This is a genomic window from Amycolatopsis melonis, from assembly GCF_040064235.1.
Taxonomy (GTDB): Bacteria; Actinomycetota; Actinomycetes; order Mycobacteriales; family Pseudonocardiaceae; genus Amycolatopsis; species Amycolatopsis melonis.
On the sequence record NZ_JBDZYD010000005.1, the window covers coordinates 364,418 to 378,374 of the forward strand.

The 13,957-nt window shown below is 73.2% G+C and carries 18 protein-coding genes; 12 read left to right on the plus strand and 6 right to left on the minus strand.

Translation table 11 applies throughout. From position 1 onward, the window contains the following. Positions 1-3 precede the first annotated feature (3 nt). The 4 genes from ABJI51_RS15670 (at position 4) to mscL (ending at position 2,195) form a co-directional block, all read left to right on the plus strand. Positions 4-594: a 5-formyltetrahydrofolate cyclo-ligase gene (locus ABJI51_RS15670; RefSeq protein WP_348951435.1), complete on the plus strand. Its 591-nt coding sequence runs from the start codon at positions 4-6 to the stop codon at positions 592-594. Between the two features lie 86 nt (positions 595-680). Further along, positions 681-980: an FmdB family zinc ribbon protein gene (locus ABJI51_RS15675; protein WP_348951436.1), complete on the plus strand. Its 300-nt coding sequence runs from the start codon at positions 681-683 to the stop codon at positions 978-980. Between the two features lie 132 nt (positions 981-1,112). Then, the gene (locus ABJI51_RS15680) at positions 1,113-1,724 is read left to right on the plus strand and encodes an SAF domain-containing protein (protein WP_348951438.1); all 612 of its coding nucleotides are present in this window, start codon (positions 1,113-1,115) and stop codon (positions 1,722-1,724) included. Positions 1,725-1,781: 57 nt separating this feature from the next. After that, positions 1,782-2,195, plus strand: coding sequence for a large-conductance mechanosensitive channel protein MscL (gene mscL, locus ABJI51_RS15685; protein ID WP_348951440.1), 414 nt, complete (start codon positions 1,782-1,784; stop codon positions 2,193-2,195). A 6-nt stretch (positions 2,196-2,201) separates the two neighbouring features. On the opposite strand, the gene ABJI51_RS15690 is transcribed toward mscL, so the two are convergent. Both ABJI51_RS15690 and ABJI51_RS15695 read right to left on the minus strand, forming a co-directional pair. Then, positions 2,202-2,375: a hypothetical protein gene (locus tag ABJI51_RS15690; protein ID WP_348951442.1), complete on the minus strand. Its 174-nt coding sequence runs from the start codon at positions 2,373-2,375 to the stop codon at positions 2,202-2,204. A 213-nt stretch (positions 2,376-2,588) separates the two neighbouring features. Further along, positions 2,589-3,089 carry a MogA/MoaB family molybdenum cofactor biosynthesis protein gene (locus ABJI51_RS15695; RefSeq protein WP_072476233.1) on the minus strand — a complete coding sequence of 167 codons (501 nt, stop codon included), beginning with the start codon at positions 3,087-3,089 and terminating at the stop codon, positions 2,589-2,591. A gap of 123 nt (positions 3,090-3,212) precedes the next feature. On the opposite strand from ABJI51_RS15695, the gene ABJI51_RS15700 reads away from it, so the two are divergent. Further along, a complete protein-coding gene (locus ABJI51_RS15700) occupies positions 3,213-4,274 on the plus strand; it encodes an NAD-dependent epimerase/dehydratase family protein (protein WP_348951445.1) in 1,062 nt (353 codons plus the stop codon). Here ABJI51_RS15700 and ABJI51_RS15705 read toward each other — a convergent pair. Continuing rightward, the gene (locus ABJI51_RS15705) at positions 4,264-5,028 is read right to left on the minus strand and encodes a nuclear transport factor 2 family protein (RefSeq protein ID WP_348951446.1); all 765 of its coding nucleotides are present in this window, start codon (positions 5,026-5,028) and stop codon (positions 4,264-4,266) included. The two genes, ABJI51_RS15700 and ABJI51_RS15705, sit on opposite strands and share 11 nt — an antisense overlap. A gap of 64 nt (positions 5,029-5,092) precedes the next feature. Between ABJI51_RS15705 and ABJI51_RS15710 the strand changes: the two genes are divergently transcribed. Together ABJI51_RS15710 and ABJI51_RS15715 are read left to right on the plus strand one after the other, a co-directional pair. Continuing rightward, the gene (locus ABJI51_RS15710) at positions 5,093-6,073 is read left to right on the plus strand and encodes a helix-turn-helix transcriptional regulator (protein WP_348951883.1); all 981 of its coding nucleotides are present in this window, start codon (positions 5,093-5,095) and stop codon (positions 6,071-6,073) included. 28 nt (positions 6,074-6,101) lie between these two features. After that, on the plus strand, positions 6,102-6,935 hold the full coding sequence (locus ABJI51_RS15715; protein WP_348951448.1) for an MBL fold metallo-hydrolase: 834 nt from the start codon (positions 6,102-6,104) through the stop codon (positions 6,933-6,935). Here the strand turns inward: ABJI51_RS15715 and ABJI51_RS15720 are convergent. From ABJI51_RS15720 to ABJI51_RS15730, 3 genes are read right to left on the minus strand one after another with little or no spacing between them, the layout of a single operon-like run. After that, the gene (locus tag ABJI51_RS15720) at positions 6,932-7,981 is read right to left on the minus strand and encodes a sensor histidine kinase (protein WP_348951450.1); all 1,050 of its coding nucleotides are present in this window, start codon (positions 7,979-7,981) and stop codon (positions 6,932-6,934) included. The genes ABJI51_RS15715 and ABJI51_RS15720 overlap by 4 nt on opposite strands. Further along, complete coding sequence (locus ABJI51_RS15725) at positions 7,978-8,679, minus strand: response regulator transcription factor (RefSeq protein WP_348951452.1); 702 nt, start codon at positions 8,677-8,679, stop codon at positions 7,978-7,980. The genes ABJI51_RS15720 and ABJI51_RS15725 overlap by 4 nt, the downstream gene beginning before the upstream one ends. Positions 8,680-8,689: 10 nt before the next feature. Then, the gene (locus tag ABJI51_RS15730) at positions 8,690-10,084 is read right to left on the minus strand and encodes a hypothetical protein (protein ID WP_348951454.1); all 1,395 of its coding nucleotides are present in this window, start codon (positions 10,082-10,084) and stop codon (positions 8,690-8,692) included. Between the two features lie 158 nt (positions 10,085-10,242). Here ABJI51_RS15730 and ABJI51_RS15735 point away from each other — a divergent pair, with 158 nt between their 5' ends. From ABJI51_RS15735 to ABJI51_RS15755, 5 genes are read left to right on the plus strand one after another with little or no spacing between them, the layout of a single operon-like run. After that, positions 10,243-10,887: a glycosyltransferase family 2 protein gene (locus ABJI51_RS15735; protein WP_348951885.1), complete on the plus strand. Its 645-nt coding sequence runs from the start codon at positions 10,243-10,245 to the stop codon at positions 10,885-10,887. After that, the gene (locus ABJI51_RS15740; protein ID WP_348951456.1) at positions 10,884-11,567 is read left to right on the plus strand and encodes a TIGR04282 family arsenosugar biosynthesis glycosyltransferase; all 684 of its coding nucleotides are present in this window, start codon (positions 10,884-10,886) and stop codon (positions 11,565-11,567) included. The genes ABJI51_RS15735 and ABJI51_RS15740 overlap by 4 nt, the downstream gene beginning before the upstream one ends. Further along, positions 11,567-12,193: a class I SAM-dependent methyltransferase gene (locus tag ABJI51_RS15745; protein WP_348951458.1), complete on the plus strand. Its 627-nt coding sequence runs from the start codon at positions 11,567-11,569 to the stop codon at positions 12,191-12,193. The genes ABJI51_RS15740 and ABJI51_RS15745 overlap by 1 nt, the downstream gene beginning before the upstream one ends. Continuing rightward, positions 12,190-13,308 carry a molybdopterin-dependent oxidoreductase gene (locus ABJI51_RS15750; RefSeq protein WP_348951459.1) on the plus strand — a complete coding sequence of 373 codons (1,119 nt, stop codon included), beginning with the start codon at positions 12,190-12,192 and terminating at the stop codon, positions 13,306-13,308. The genes ABJI51_RS15745 and ABJI51_RS15750 overlap by 4 nt, the downstream gene beginning before the upstream one ends. After that, entirely contained in the window at positions 13,305-13,955 is a 651-nt protein-coding gene (locus ABJI51_RS15755) for a hypothetical protein (RefSeq protein WP_348951461.1), read from the plus strand. Before ABJI51_RS15750 ends, ABJI51_RS15755 begins: the two co-directional genes overlap by 4 nt. Positions 13,956-13,957: the final 2 nt, after the last annotated feature.

Here is a 13,957-nt window from a genome sequence, read left to right on the forward strand (position 1 = left end):
GTCATGCACGCGCTGGGCAATGAGCACCTGAGCAAGGCGGAGTGGCGTGCGCGGCTGACCCGCGCACGGGCGGACCAGACAGCCGAATCGCACGCACGCGAGGCCGCCGCGCTGGTCGACGCGGTGTCGAAGGTCACAGCCGCGACGGTGTGCGCGTACCTGCCCTTCGGGACCGAACCGGGCACGACGGCGTTCGTCGACGCGCTGGCGGACGGCGGCGCGCGGGTGCTGCTGCCGGTCATCCGGCCCGAGCCGGGACCGCTCGACTGGGCGGAGTACACCGGCGAGGCAGGCCTCGTGCCCAGCCGGTTCCGCGGCATCCGGGAACCCGGCGGGAAACGGCTGGGGCCCGAGGCCGTCGGCGCGGCGGAGCTGGTCCTGGTTCCGGCGCTGGCCGTGGACCGGCGCGGCGTCCGGCTCGGACGGGGCGCCGGCCACTACGACCGCTCGCTGGTGTTCGCCGCCGCGGACGCGGTGCTGCTGGCCGTCGTCCGGGACGAAGAGCTGGTCGGACGGCTGCCCGGCGAACCGCACGACGTGCGCATGACCGGGGCCTTGACCCCCGGTCGAGGCGTGGTCGAGCTGCCGATGTGAGCAACGAGGAATTGCCTTCGGGGAATGCTTTGAAGCACAATCGGGTTAGCACTCTGGTCGGATGAGTGCCAGCAAAGGAGCCGTCAGTGCCTACGTACCAGTACGCCTGCAAAGAATGCGACCACCGGTTCGAAGCCGTGCAGTCGTTCTCGGACCCCAGCCTGACCGTCTGCCCGCAGTGCTCCGGCGCGCTGCGCAAGGTGTTCAGCTCGGTCGGCGTCGTCTTCAAGGGCAGCGGGTTCTACCGCACCGACTCGCGCGACTCGAGCAAGTCGAGCACCGCCGCGGCCCCGGCGAAGACCGAGACCAAGACGGAGTCGAAGCCGGACACGAGCGCGGCATCTTCCTCCTCGGGTACGACAAAAACGGCCGCCGCCGCGTCCTGAGGCGCGAAGTTATCCACAACACCCCAGTTGTCCACAGGTGCCGGACGCGGCCCTTCCCGCGGTCCGTCCGGCTTCCCTAACGTCGATCTTGTGCGGCACGCCCGCCGCACCTGATCCGACCGAGGGGGCACCGTGGACGTGCTGTCGAAGTTCATCCCACCCGATCTGACCCGGCTGCAGGGCAGGCGAGCGCGGCTGACCCGCCGCTGGCTCGCGGCCGTCCTGCTGCTCGCCGGCGGCTTGCTGCTGTTCGTCCATCCCGGCTCCGCGCGAGGCGCTCCGACCGTCCTCGCGGCACACGACCTCCCTCCCGGCGCGAAGCTGCGCGCCGCCGACGTCCGGCTGGCCGAGCTTCCCGGCGATGCCCGGCCCTCTGGCGCGTTGAGCACGCTCGACGCCGTCGACGGACGGCTGCTGGCGGGCGCCGTCCGGGCCGGCGAGGCCCTGACCGACGTCCGGCTGGCCGGCATCCCCGCCAGGGGTGATCCCGGGACCGCCACCGTGCCGGTCCGGCTGGCCGACGCGGCCGTCGCCGAGCTGCTGGCTCCCGGCCTGCGCGTCGACGTCGTGACCACGACCGAGCCGGGAGTTCCGGCGTCCGTGCTGGCCGGCGGGGCGATCGTGGTGACGGTCGGGCATCCGGAGCCGAAGGGACGGCTGGTCCTGCTCCGGCTCCCCGAATCCCTCGCGACGCGGGTGGCGGCGATTTCACTGGAGCGTCCGGTAACGGTTACTCTCCGCTAGTCCGCGCCCGCCGAGACGGGCCGAGGCGTCCCCTTCCCGGTTCGTGAGGAGAGCAAGGTGCTCAAAGGTTTCAAGGACTTCCTGATGCGCGGCAACGTCGTCGACCTCGCCGTCGCGGTGGTGATCGGCTCGGCGTTCACGGCGATCGTCACGGCGTTCACCAACGGCCTGATCAAGCCGTTGATCAGCACGATCGGCGGCACGGACGCGGCCAAGGGCCTCGGGTACCAGATCTTCGCCAACAACGATGCCACGTTCCTGGACTTCGGCAGCGTGATCAACGCGGCGATCAACTTCGTGCTCGTCGCGGCGGTCGTCTACTTCGTGATCGTGCTGCCGGTGAAGAAGCTGCAGGAACGGCGCAAGCGCGGCCAGGAGCCGGGCCCCTCGGAACCGACCGACGTCGAGCTGCTGATCGAGATCCGCGACCTGCTGCGCGCACAGTCCCAGCGCGACAACGGCCGCGACTGAGCCCGGTCAGCGATCGTGGTGCGGTGGCCGGTTCTCCCGGTACCACTCGTCCGGGAGACCGGCGCGCCGCTCGGGATCCCGCTCGTCGGAGGTCGTCTCGGGCAGGACGTCCCCGAAGATCTCGTCGACCCGGCGGCGCTGGGCGCTGCCGGCCTTGGGGTCGCGCTTCTCGCCGGACATACCCGCCAGTCTCCCACGACGCGTTCTTTGACAACTCCAGAGTGCTGACCGAGCGCATCCAGCCGGCGCAGGTGCCCGGCGGTCAGCTCGAGCGTCGAGGCGCCACTCGCCGCCGGGCCCCGGCGGGCAGTTCCTCGTGGGCCCCGCCGCCGCAGAGGTGCGCGGTGTCGACGGGGTGACGCCCAGCCTGCCGCCAATGCGGAACTCGGCGGTTCAGACCTCTTCGAGGCCCGACAGCTCGTCGATCACGTGCGGCACGAGCGAGGTCAGCGTGGCCATCCCGTCGCGGACCGCGGACCGCGACCCGGCCAGGTTGACCACCAGCGTGCTGCCCGACACCCCGGCCAGCCCGCGCGAGATCCCGGCGTCCACCGCGCCGGCGGCCAGGCCGGACGCCCGGATCGCCTCGCTGATGCCCGGGATGGGGCGGTCGAGCACACCGGCGGTCGCGTCCGGGGTCCGGTCACGCGGCAGCACTCCGGTGCCGCCGACGGTGATCACGAGGTCGGCGCCGCCGATCACGGCCGTGTTGAGCGCGTTGCGGATGCCCGCGGTCTCGGCCTCGACGACCACGACCCCGTCGACGATGAAGCCCGCTTCTTCGAGCAGCTCCGTGACCAGCGGGCCGCTGGTGTCCTCGTGCTCGCCGTGCGCCACGCGATCGTCCACGATGACCACGAGGGCCCGGCCCAGCCGTTGTGCACTCCGTTCCATGGCGCCCACCGTAGTCGGTTTCGGCCGTCCGGCGCCGGGAGGTGGCAGGTGAGTTCTGACGATTCCGTGACGTGACGGCGCGAACCCGGGCCTGCCGGGACGGGCGGTCCTAGCGTGACCGGTGTGCGCGTACTGGTCACCGGCGGAGCCGGGTTCATCGGGTCACACATCGCGGATCTGCTGGCCGACGGGGGTGACGAGGTCGTGGTGCTGGACAACCTCCTCCCCACCGCACACGGCGGTCCCACTCCGCCGCCGTACACCGGCAGGCACCGGTTCGTGCGCGGCGACGTCACGGACGCGGAGATCGTCGCGGAGCTGCTGGACGGCGTCGACGCGGTGTGCCACCAGGCGGCGGTGGTGGGGCACGGGATCGACCCGTCGGACGCGCCGTCGTACGCCCTGCACAACGACTACGGCACGGCGGTGCTGCTGGCCGGGATGCACGCGGCCGGGGTGCGGAAGCTGGTGCTGGCGTCGTCGATGGTCGTCTACGGCGAAGGCCGGTACTCGTGCCCGGCCCACGGTGTCGTGCCACCGGCGCCGCGGCGCCGGTCCGATGTGGACGCCGGCCGGTTCGAGCCGCGGTGCCCGTCCTGCGGGGCCGAGCTGGGCTGGCAGCTGGTCCCGGAGGACGCACCGCTGAACCCGCGCAGCACGTATGCGGCGACGAAGCTGGCGCAGGAACACCTGGCCGGTGCCTGGGCCCGGCAGACCGGCGGCAGCGTGTGGGCGCTGCGCTACCACAACGTCTACGGCCCGCGGATGCCCCAGAACACGCCCTACGCCGGGGTGGCTTCGCTGTTCCGCTCGGCCCTGGTGCGCGGCGAGGCACCCCGGGTGCTGGAGGACGGCCGCCAGCAGCGCGACTTCGTGCACGTCCACGACGTCGCCAGGGCGAACGTCCTGGCTCTCGGGACACCCGGCCCGGACGGCGGCATCACGCCGGTGAACGTCTGTTCCGGCACCCCGCACACGGTCGGCGAGCTGGCCGAGGAGCTGGCCCTGGCCTGCAACGGGCCCGCCCCGGAGGTGGTCGGCGGCGCCCGGCCCGCCGACGTCCGGCACGTGGTGGCCGACCCGGCCCGCGCCCGGGAACTGCTCGGCTTCACCGCGGAAATCGGCTTCGCCAAGGGACTGGCGGACTTCGCCACGGCCGAACTCCGCGCGCCGGTCAACCGGTGAACGCCTGCGCGACGGTCAGGCTGTCCTCGTAGACGTGGTAGCGGGTGATCAGTCCACCTTCGACGGTGAGGTGCAGCGCGCAGCGAGCGGCGTAGGGCCGGCCGGTGGCCTTCACCGTCTGGCGGATCTCGCCGAGGACCACGGCGTCGCGCCCGTCGACCAGGATCCTCGGCGTCGTTGCCCCGCGCTCACCGTGGAAGGCGTTCAGCGCGCGGAAGTGATCGGCGACGTCGGCGCGCGTCGACCTCTCCCGGATCCACGGCACTGCCGGATGTCCGGCCTCGGGCCAGTCGAGCTGCCAGTCGACGACGTCGGCGAACAGGCCGGCGATCCGGTCGGGGTCGCCTCCGGCCAGGCGGCCGAGGAACTCCGTGACGACGGCCCGGGTGCCCGCTTCCGTCCCGGTGAACTGGTAGTCGCGCCGGATGCGGCCGTCCGCGCCGAGCAGCAGGAAGAGGGTGCCGCTCCACACCGGAGCGCCACCCGTCGCGGGGACCATGTGGGTGGTGAACGTGACCGCGTCGTGGTGGGTCACGACGTCGTCCGCCGCGGTGAAGGCGAATTCACCCGGCGCGACGAACTGGTCGTACGCGCCGGCAACCCGGGCCTGAAGCGCGTCATGGCCGTGGTGCTCGGCGGTTTCGGTGTACTGGACGCCGTCTTCGGCCCACAGCTCGGCGACGGCCCGGCGCCGGGCCGTGGGGTCGGGCTCGTTCCACACCGCCACGTAGCGGCTGATCAGGTTCGAGGTCATGGGCGAGACGCTAGGACGGGTTCGCTGACACCTTCTGTCAGTGGAGTTCGGCAGACTGGCGAGCATGCGCGCGAGCCGCCTGGTGTCCCTGCTGTTGCTGCTGCAGTCCCGGGACCGGATGACCGCCCGGGAGCTGGCGGAGGCGCTGGAGGTGTCGGTCCGGACGATCTACCAGGACGTCGATTCGCTCGGCGCGGCCGGTGTGCCGGTGTACGGCGAGCCCGGGCACGACGGCGGCTTCCGGCTGCTCGACGGTTACCGGACGCGGCTGACCGGGCTGACCGCGGAGGAAGCCGGGGCCCTGTTCCTGACGGGGCTCCCGGCCGCGGCCGCTCAGCTGGGCCTGGCAGGCGCGACGGCCACCGCGCAGCTCAAGCTCATGGCGGCGTTGCCCGCCGGGCTGCGCGAGCGGGCCGGTCGCGTCGCCGATCGCTTCCACGTCGACCCGCCGTCGTGGTACTTCGACGCCGAGCGGACTCCCCACCTGGCGGCCGTCGCCGACGCCACCTGGAACCAGCATCCGCTGGAGATCCGCTACCTGCGCTGGGCGCGGCCGCACGAGATCACCCGCGTCGTGCACCCCCACGGCGTGGTCCTGAAGGCCGGGAACTGGTACCTGGTGGCCGGAAGCGACGGGAGGTTCCGCACCTACCGGATCTCGCGGATGCTCGACGTGACCGTCCTGCCCGGAACGTTCGAGCGTGCCGGAGGGTTCGATCTGGCCGGCCACTGGGCGAGCTACCTCGAGCAGTTCGACCGGCGGCGGCACCGGGAGACCGCGGTGGTCCGGCTCTCCCGCCGCGGCCTCGACCGGCTGCCCCACCTGCTGGAACCGGCTGTCGTCGCGGCACGGAAGACGACGGCCGGGCCGGATGCGGCGGGCTGGACCGAGATCGAGATCCCCATCGAATCGGTCGAGGCCGCCGTGCCCGAACTGCTCAAGTTCGGTGCCGACGCCGAGGTCGTCGCCCCGGAAACCCTGCGAGCGGAGGTCGTCCGGACGCTCCACGCGATGAACCGGACGTACGGTCTCGGCCGGGAATAGTTCGATCGTCACCGAACTTGTCCCCCTCATGGGGCACATCACCGTGGGCGGCTACACGATCGAGGCACTGAGCGACGGGCTGGTCCGGCTCCCGCCGCCGTTCTTCCCCGGCCTGGACCCGGACGAACACCGCGAGGTCCTCGGCCCGGACGGCACCGTGCCCGTGCCGGTCGGCGCGTTCCTTGTCCGCGGCGAGGGCCGGACGATCCTGGTCGACGCCGGGTTCGGGCCGCGGGAGATGGGCTTCCCGGACGGCATGGCCCCGGCGGGGACCGACCCGGACACGCCGATGGGCGGCGGCGGGGATCTCCTGGCGGCGCTGGCCGAGGCGGGCGTGCGGCCCGAGGACGTCGGCACCGTCTTCCTCACGCACCTGCACTCCGACCACGTCGGCTGGCTGGCACCGGACGGCGTCCCCGCGTTCGGCGGCGCGCGGATCGTCCACGGGGCCGCGGACTGGGAACCGATGGTGGGCAGGCTGGGCCACGGCGACTGGAGCCGGATCGGGCTGGAGGCGGTGCGCGCGGCCGGCCACACCGAGGCCATCCACGGCGACGCCGTCTCGCTGGCGCCGGGCATCACCGCGCGGCACGCGCCGGGTCACACGCCCGGGCACTACGTGCTGGACATCGTGGCCGACGGGCAGCGTCTGCTGCTGCTCGGCGACGTCATCCACACGCCGGTGCAGCTGCGGGACGAGCGGGTGCGGTTCATCGCCGACCACGATCCGGAGGAGGCGGCCCGGACGCGGCTGCGCTGGCTGGACGAGATCGAACGCACCGGCGCGGTGATCGCGCCCGCCCACTTCCCCGGCATGGAGTTCCTGCGGCTCGGCCCGGGCCGAACACCCCTGGCTGCCTAGGACATCGCCAGCGGCAGGCGAACCTCGAACCGGCACCCGGGGCCGTGGTTGTGCACCCCGATCCGCCCGCGGTGGGCCTCGACCAGTCCCTTGGCGATGGCCAGGCCGAGCCCGCCGCCGCTGGTCGTCCCGCCCCGCTCGGGCGTGCGGGCCTGTGTCCCGCGGAAGGCGACGTCGAAGACGCGGCCGATCTCGTCGTCCGGGATGCCCCCGCAGGAGTCGTCGACGGCGAGCAGGGCCTCGTTGCCGTCGACGCCGATCTGCACCGCGACCGTCCCGTCCGGCGGGGTGTGCCGGATCGCGTTGGACACCAGGTTCCGCACGATCCTGGCCAGTTCCGGGTCGCTGCCCGTCACCACTGGCCAGGTCGAGGCGTGGGCGAGCACGCGCACCCGCTTCCGGTGGGCGACCGGGGCCTGTGCGGCGACGGCGTCGCTCACGACGTCGCGCAGCGGCACCGCGGACATGGTGAGCTCCAGTGCGCCCGCGGTGATCCGCGACAGCTCGAACAGGTCGCCCACCATCGCCGACAGCCGGGTGGTCTCGCCGCTGATGCGCTGGGCGTAGTCGGCGACCTCGGCGCGGTCGGACACCACCCCGTCGGCCAGTGCTTCGGCCATGGCCTGGATGCCGGCCAGCGGGCTGCGCAGGTCGTGGCTGATCCAGGCGACCAGTTCGCGGCGGGACGCCTCCGCCGCGCGCTCGCGCTCGCGTGCTTCGCGTTCCCAGACGCTGCGGCGGGCGATCGCGCGGCCGAGGACGATCGCGGCGGGCACGGTGACCAGCGCGACGAGCAGGCAGACCAGCAGCATCGTGGTCAGCGCCGGGGTGAACATGAACCCGCTGATCCCCAGGACGCCGACCAGCGTGGCGAGCACCGGAATCAGCACCAGCACGGTGAGCGTGGTGGCGAGCGAACCGCGGCGCAGGACGTACAGCGCGACCCCGCCCAGTGCCGCGACCGGCAGCGAAAACAGCAGCGCGAACGGGAGAATGTGCCAGAGATGCGTCAGCATCTCCGCGAAGGACTCACCCGGCCCGATCACGGCTGCACCCGGTCGTAGCGGTAGCCGACGCCCCACACGGTGGCCACCCGGGCCGGCTTGGCCGGGTCGCGCTCGATCTTTTCGCGCAACCGTCGCACGTGGACGGTCACTGTGGACTGGTCGCCGAAGTCCCAGCCCCACACCTTCTCGAGCAGGTCCGCGCGGGAGTAGGCGACGCCCGGGTGGGCAAGGAAGAACGCCAGCAGGTCGAACTCCCGGGTGGTGAGCGGCAGTTCGCGGCCGCCGAGTGTCGCGGTGCGCGCGTTCATCTGCAGGCGCAGGTCGCCGTCCGCCAGTTCCGCGGCGGCGGGCGCGGGACGCGGCATCCGCGCACGGCGGAGCACCGACGCCACGCGCAGCGACAGTTCCTTGGGGCTGAACGGTTTCGTGACGTAGTCGTCGGCGCCGAGCTGGAGCCCGGCGATGCGGTTCTCCTCCTCGCCGAGCGCGGTGAGCATGACGATCGGCACTTGGCCGGCCTGACGCAGGCGCCGGCATACCTCCAGGCCGTTGATCCCCGGCATCATGACGTCGAGGACGACGAGATCGGGCTCGCAGGCGGCGAACTTCGCCAGCCCTTCGGCGCCGTCACCGGCCATGTCGACGGTGAACCCGGCCAGCTCCAGGTAGCGGCGGACGACGTCGCGGACCGTCTCGTCGTCGTCGACCACGAGCACGCGTCCGGCCTGATCGTTCATCACGTCTCCCTCACCAGCCGGTCAGCAGCAGGTGGTTGACCGCCAGGGCCGTCGCCGCCTGGGCGGCGAGCCACCACCGGCGTCCCGGGCGCGGCAGCAGGGCCGTCATCGGCAGCAACCACACCCCGAACGGTAGCCAGATGCGCTCGGTCTCCGCCTTCGACAGGCCCGAAGCGTCGGCGAACAGGATGGCGGCCAGTGCGGCCAGCCCGAGCAGCAGCACCGGATCGGCGAGCAGGCGCGGACGGGCCCCGGCGAGACCGCGGCGCAGGCCGGCCACCACCGCCGGGCCGAGGGCCACGGTCACCGCCGCCAGGTCCGCCCAGACCCAGTACGAATAGGGCCGGACCAGCGCGACGCCCTGGTAGTAGCGCTCGACGACCAGGTGGTAGCCGTCCAGCCACCAGAAGCCCGCCCAGGCGAAGACACCCACCACGGCCAGTGCTGCGGCGGCCGCCAGAGCCGCCGCGCGCCACTGGCGGCCCAGGACGGCCACGGCCACCGCGAGCACGCCGAGCAGCACCAGGCCGTAGGACAGGAAGATGCCGAAGCCGAGCAGCACCCCGGCCGCCAGCCCGGCAGGCACGGCGTACCGGCGACTCTCGGAGAACGCCTTCGCGGACAACGCGAGCAGCGCCAGCCCGGTGGCGGTCACCCCGGCGAACAGGCCGTCCGCCGAGACGCCGATCCACACCGCGCCCGGGGTGAGGACGGCGAACGGCAGCACCACGCGGGCCGCGTCCGGGCGGCCGAGCAGGGCGAGGGTCGCGGGCACGGCCACCGCAACCAGGCTGCCGGTGAGCACGACGGCCGTGGCCGCCCACCCGCCGCCGTGCAGGCCGAGCCGGTCGAGCCAGACGAACACGAGCGTCGCGCCCGGCGGGTGGCCGGACACGTGCGTCGTCCAGGAGTTCGGCTGGAAGTCGAGGATGCGGGAGGAGAACTCGCGCAGCATCCGCGGGATGTCGGTGATCCCGGGCACCTCGTGGAGGTACTCCTGCGGGATGGTGAGGCGCCCGGCGAACCCGCGGGCCCAGCCGTCGACCATGGCCAGCGAGAAGATCCAGGCCAGCGAGGCCAGGTAGCCGGCGGCCAGCGCGCGGCGCCACGGCAGGCGGGCGGCCAGTGCCGGGCCGTGCAGCACGACCGCGACGGCGACGAGCACGGCGAACACCGAGCCCGGTCCGATGTGGGGCAGCCAGTCGGCGAACAACGGCGGCGACGCGACGAAGATGATCACGCCGGAGTGCGGCCGGTTGTAGTACAGACCCACCGCGGTGGCCGTCGCGACCAGGACCGTGGCCGCCGCGACGGCAAGGAGATCGGCGCGGCGCCCGGACGGCGGCGCGCCGGGTTCGCGGGCAGGCGGCTCCGCGAGCCGGGCTGCCGAAGTCGGCTCGCTCATCGCCGCCACCATAAGGCCGCGGACGGCGGTCCGCGGGCGGGAACCGGCAGCCGTAACGGCTCGGTAAGAACTCGCCCGACGTCATGATTCGGTAAGCCCCGCAAGGGTTCTGCGGCGTTTCCGGCGGACTTACGGTCGGCGCCGTGACTGACTCGGAAGTGGACGTCGTCCTCCCCTGCCTCGACGAAGCGGCCGCCCTGCCCGCGGTGCTGGCGGGCCTGCCGCCCGGCTACCGCGCGATCGTGGTCGACAACGGCTCGGCCGACGGCTCGCCCGAAGTGGCGGCCGCGCTCGGCGCCAAGGTCGTCCACGAACCCCGGCGCGGCTACGGCGCGGCCGTGCACGCCGGCCTGGAAGCCGCCACCGCGGACATCGTGTGCTTCGCCGACGCCGACGGTTCGCTGGAGCTCGGCGATCTGCCGCGGCTGGTGGCCGCGGTGGCCGGCGGTGCGGACCTGGCCGTCGGACGGCGGGTGCCGACCGGGCCCGGGGTTTGGCCGTGGCACGCGCGGGCGGGCAACGTCGTGCTGGCGCTGCTGTTGCGCGCCCGCGGACTGCCGGTGCGGGACATCGCGCCGCTGCGGGCGGCGGACCGGCGGGCGCTGCTGCGCCTCGGCGTCGCCGACCGGGCGTTCGGCTATCCCCTCGAGCTGCTGATCAAGGCCCAGCGCGCCGGGTGGCGGGTGCGCGAGTTCGACGTCCGCTACGGCGAGCGCGCCAAGGGCACGAAGTCGAAGGTGTCCGGCTCGGTGCGGGGCACGCTGCGGGCGGTCCGCGACTTCGGGCGGGTGCTGACCCGATGACCCGTCCGTTCGTCCTGCTGGTCGTGGCCAAGGCGCCGGTGCCGGGCCTGGCCAAGACCCGGCTCTGCCCGCCCGCGACCCCGGCGCAGGCGGCGGAGATCGCCGCGGCCGCGCTGCTCGACACGCTCGACGCCGTCTGCGCGGTGCCCGGCGCCGCGCCCGTCGTCGCGATGACCGGGAACCTCGGCGCCGCCGCGCGCAGTGCCGACATCGGCGGGGCGCTGCGCCGCGTCACCGTAGTCCCGCAGCGTGGCTGGGACTTCGGCGCCCGCCTGGCGAACGCCCACGCCGACGCCGCCGCGGTGCACGCCGGCCTGCCGGTCCTCCAGATCGGCATGGACACCCCGCAGGTCACGCCGGAATCCCTCGCCGAGGCGGTCGCGCCGGTCCTGCACAGCGGGCACGACTCGGTGCTGGGCCCGGCCGTGGACGGCGGCTGGTGGGCACTCGGACTCGCCGAACCGCGGCACGCGCAGGTCCTCGCGGGCGTCCCGATGTCCCGTGCCGACACCGGCGAACGCACCCGGCAGGCGCTGCGCTCGTGCGGGCTGCGGCCACAGACGGCCCCCTGTCTGTCCGATGTGGACACGATGGCCGACGCACGCGCGGTCGCGGCGGCGTGTCCGGACGGCCGGTTCGCGCGCGCCGTCGCGGCGGCCGCCGGACGGGTGGTCGCGTGATGACGCTGCTGCTCGGCACCGAGTTCGACCGGGGCCTGCTCGGGCACCGGTGCTGGCTCGAACTGGCGAACGGCGAACGCATCGAGCTGCCGGTCGAGCGCTGGACCGCGCCGTCCGCGGGCGACGACGTCCTGCTCGACGCCTGTTCCGGGCCGACGCTCGACATCGGGTGCGGCCCCGGCAGGCTCACCGCGGCGCTGGCCGGGCGCGGAGTCGTCGCGCTGGGCGTGGACAGCTCGCCCACGGCCGTCCGGCTGACCCGCCACCGCGGCGGAAGTGCGTTGCAGCGCAACGTCTTCGACCACCTTCCCGGCGAGGGACGCTGGCGGCACGCGCTGCTCGCCGACGGCAACATCGGCATCGGCGGCGACCCGGCGGCGCTGCTGCGGCGCACGGCGCAGCTGATCGCCGCGGACGGCGACGTCCTCGTCGAGCTGGAGCCGCCCGGGCACGGCCTGCGGCACGAGCGCGTCCGGCTGCGGCCCGGCCACGCGGACGGCGCCTGGTTCGCGTGGGCCTGGGTCGGGGTGGACGCGGTCGCCGAAGTCGCCCTGCGTGCCGGGTTGCGTGTCGGCTGGACCACCCGGCACGGCCACCGCTGGTTCGCGCGATTGGAGCGATCGTGAAACTGCCGGTTCCCGCCGAGGAGCAGTTCCGGGCTCCGGCGCACGACGAACGCGTGACGTCGAAGATCGGGCTGGCGCTGGCGGTCACGTTCACCACGTGCTTCGTGACCGGCCTGCTCAGCCACCTGATCCAGCACCCGCCGGTGTGGTTCTCCTGGCCCAGCCGCCCGGTCGGGCTGTACCGCGTCACGCAGGGACTACACGTGATCTGCGGCGTGGCGTCGATCCCGTTGCTGCTGGCGAAACTCTGGAGCGTCTACCCGAAGCTGTTCGGCCGCCCGCTCGTGCGCTCACTGCCGCACGCCTTGGAACGGCTGTCAATCCTGGTGCTGTCGGGCGCGGCGTTCTTCGAGCTGACGACCGGGCTGCTGAACGTCGCGCAGAACTACCCGTGGGGCTTCTACTTCCCGCAGGTGCACTACGCGGTCGCGTGGCTGGCGATCGGGTCGATCCTGGTGCACGTCGCGGTGAAGCTGCCGGTGATCCGGCGGGCGCTGAGCCGCGCCACCGTCGCGGAAGAGCCGCCGTCCACGGGACTGTCGCGGCGCGGCTTCCTCCGCACGACCGGGCTGGCGGCGGGTGTCGCGGTCGTCGCCACGGCCGGCGCGACGGTTCCGTTCCTGCGCGGCGTTTCCGGGCTGTCGTGGAAGACGGGCAAGGGCACGCAGAACCTCCCGGTGAACCGCACCGCGGCGGCCGCGGGAGTCACGTGGTCGCCGACGTGGCGGCTGTCCGTGGTGACCCCGCGCGGCACGACGGCGTTCTCGCTCGACCAGCTGCGTGCGCTGCCGCAGACCACGGCGGAGCTGCCGATCGCGTGCGTGGAGGGCTGGAGCCAGTCGGCGATCTGGCGCGGGGTTTCCCTGCCGGTGCTGCTGAAAGCCGCGGGCGCGGCGCCCGGCACCGCGGTGCGAGTGTCCTCTTTGGAACGAAACGGGCTGTACGGCGTCAGCGTGCTGCCCGGCGAGCACACGGCCGACGAGCTGACGTTGCTGGCGCTGGAACTGAACGGCGAGGTGCTCGACCTCGACCACGGCTTCCCGTGCCGGATCATCGCGCCGAACCGGCCCGGCGTGCTGCAGACGAAGTGGGTTGCGAAGCTGGAGGCGCTGTGAAGACCGTCCGTGTGCTGCTGGCGTTGCCGGGCCTCGCGGCGCTGGCGTGGGGCGTGGTGCTGTTCGTCGAGTACGCGCTGCCGCTGCGCCCGGACGTCTTCGGCACGGTGGGCTGGCTCGTCGGCGGCCCGCTGGTCAACGACGGCGTCGTCGCCCCGCTGACGGCGGTGCTCGGCCTCGCGCTCGGCCGCCTTCTCCCGCGGCCGTGGCGAACCCCGGTGGTGACGGCCACGGTCATCACGGGCATCCTGGCGATCCTGGCGTTCCCGCTGCTCTGGCGGCCCTACGGCACCCCGCCGACGCCCGGCCTCCACGACGGCAACCCAGCCCTGGGCCTGGCCCTCACCACGGCAACAATCTGGCTGGCAGCAATCCTGACGGCGCTGATCACCCGTGTCATCCACCCAGACACGCAAACCGACCCTCCAGGCACGCAAACCGACCGCCCGGGTACGCAGGCCGACCGTCCAGGTACGCGAGTCGACCCTCCAGACACGCGAGTCGCCCCTCCAGACACGCGAGTCGACCCTCCAGACACGCGAGTCGACCCTCCAATCACGCCCGATGCCCCTTCAATCACGCGTGATGCCCCTTCAATCACGCGCGATGCCCCTCCAGTCACGCACGATGCCTCTCCCGGCCCGTGAAC

What these genes read in the sequence shown, in the direction of transcription:
- ABJI51_RS15695 (WP_072476233.1), bottom strand. Translation starts at nt 3,089, where the DNA reads ATGGAACGGAGTGCACAACGGCTGGGCCGGGCCCTCGTGGTCATCGTG.
- ABJI51_RS15670 (WP_348951435.1), top strand. Translation starts at nt 4, where the DNA reads ATGCACGCGCTGGGCAATGAGCACCTGAGCAAGGCGGAGTGGCGTGCG.
- ABJI51_RS15740 (WP_348951456.1), top strand. Translation starts at nt 10,884, where the DNA reads ATGACCCGTCCGTTCGTCCTGCTGGTCGTGGCCAAGGCGCCGGTGCCG.
- ABJI51_RS15725 (WP_348951452.1), bottom strand. Translation starts at nt 8,679, where the DNA reads ATGAACGATCAGGCCGGACGCGTGCTCGTGGTCGACGACGACGAGACG.
- ABJI51_RS15715 (WP_348951448.1), top strand. Translation starts at nt 6,102, where the DNA reads ATGGGGCACATCACCGTGGGCGGCTACACGATCGAGGCACTGAGCGAC.
- ABJI51_RS15745 (WP_348951458.1), top strand. Translation starts at nt 11,567, where the DNA reads ATGACGCTGCTGCTCGGCACCGAGTTCGACCGGGGCCTGCTCGGGCAC.
- ABJI51_RS15710 (WP_348951883.1), top strand. Translation starts at nt 5,093, where the DNA reads ATGCGCGCGAGCCGCCTGGTGTCCCTGCTGTTGCTGCTGCAGTCCCGG.
- ABJI51_RS15705 (WP_348951446.1), bottom strand. Translation starts at nt 5,028, where the DNA reads ATGACCTCGAACCTGATCAGCCGCTACGTGGCGGTGTGGAACGAGCCC.
- ABJI51_RS15730 (WP_348951454.1), bottom strand. Translation starts at nt 10,084, where the DNA reads ATGAGCGAGCCGACTTCGGCAGCCCGGCTCGCGGAGCCGCCTGCCCGC.
- ABJI51_RS15690 (WP_348951442.1), bottom strand. Translation starts at nt 2,375, where the DNA reads ATGTCCGGCGAGAAGCGCGACCCCAAGGCCGGCAGCGCCCAGCGCCGC.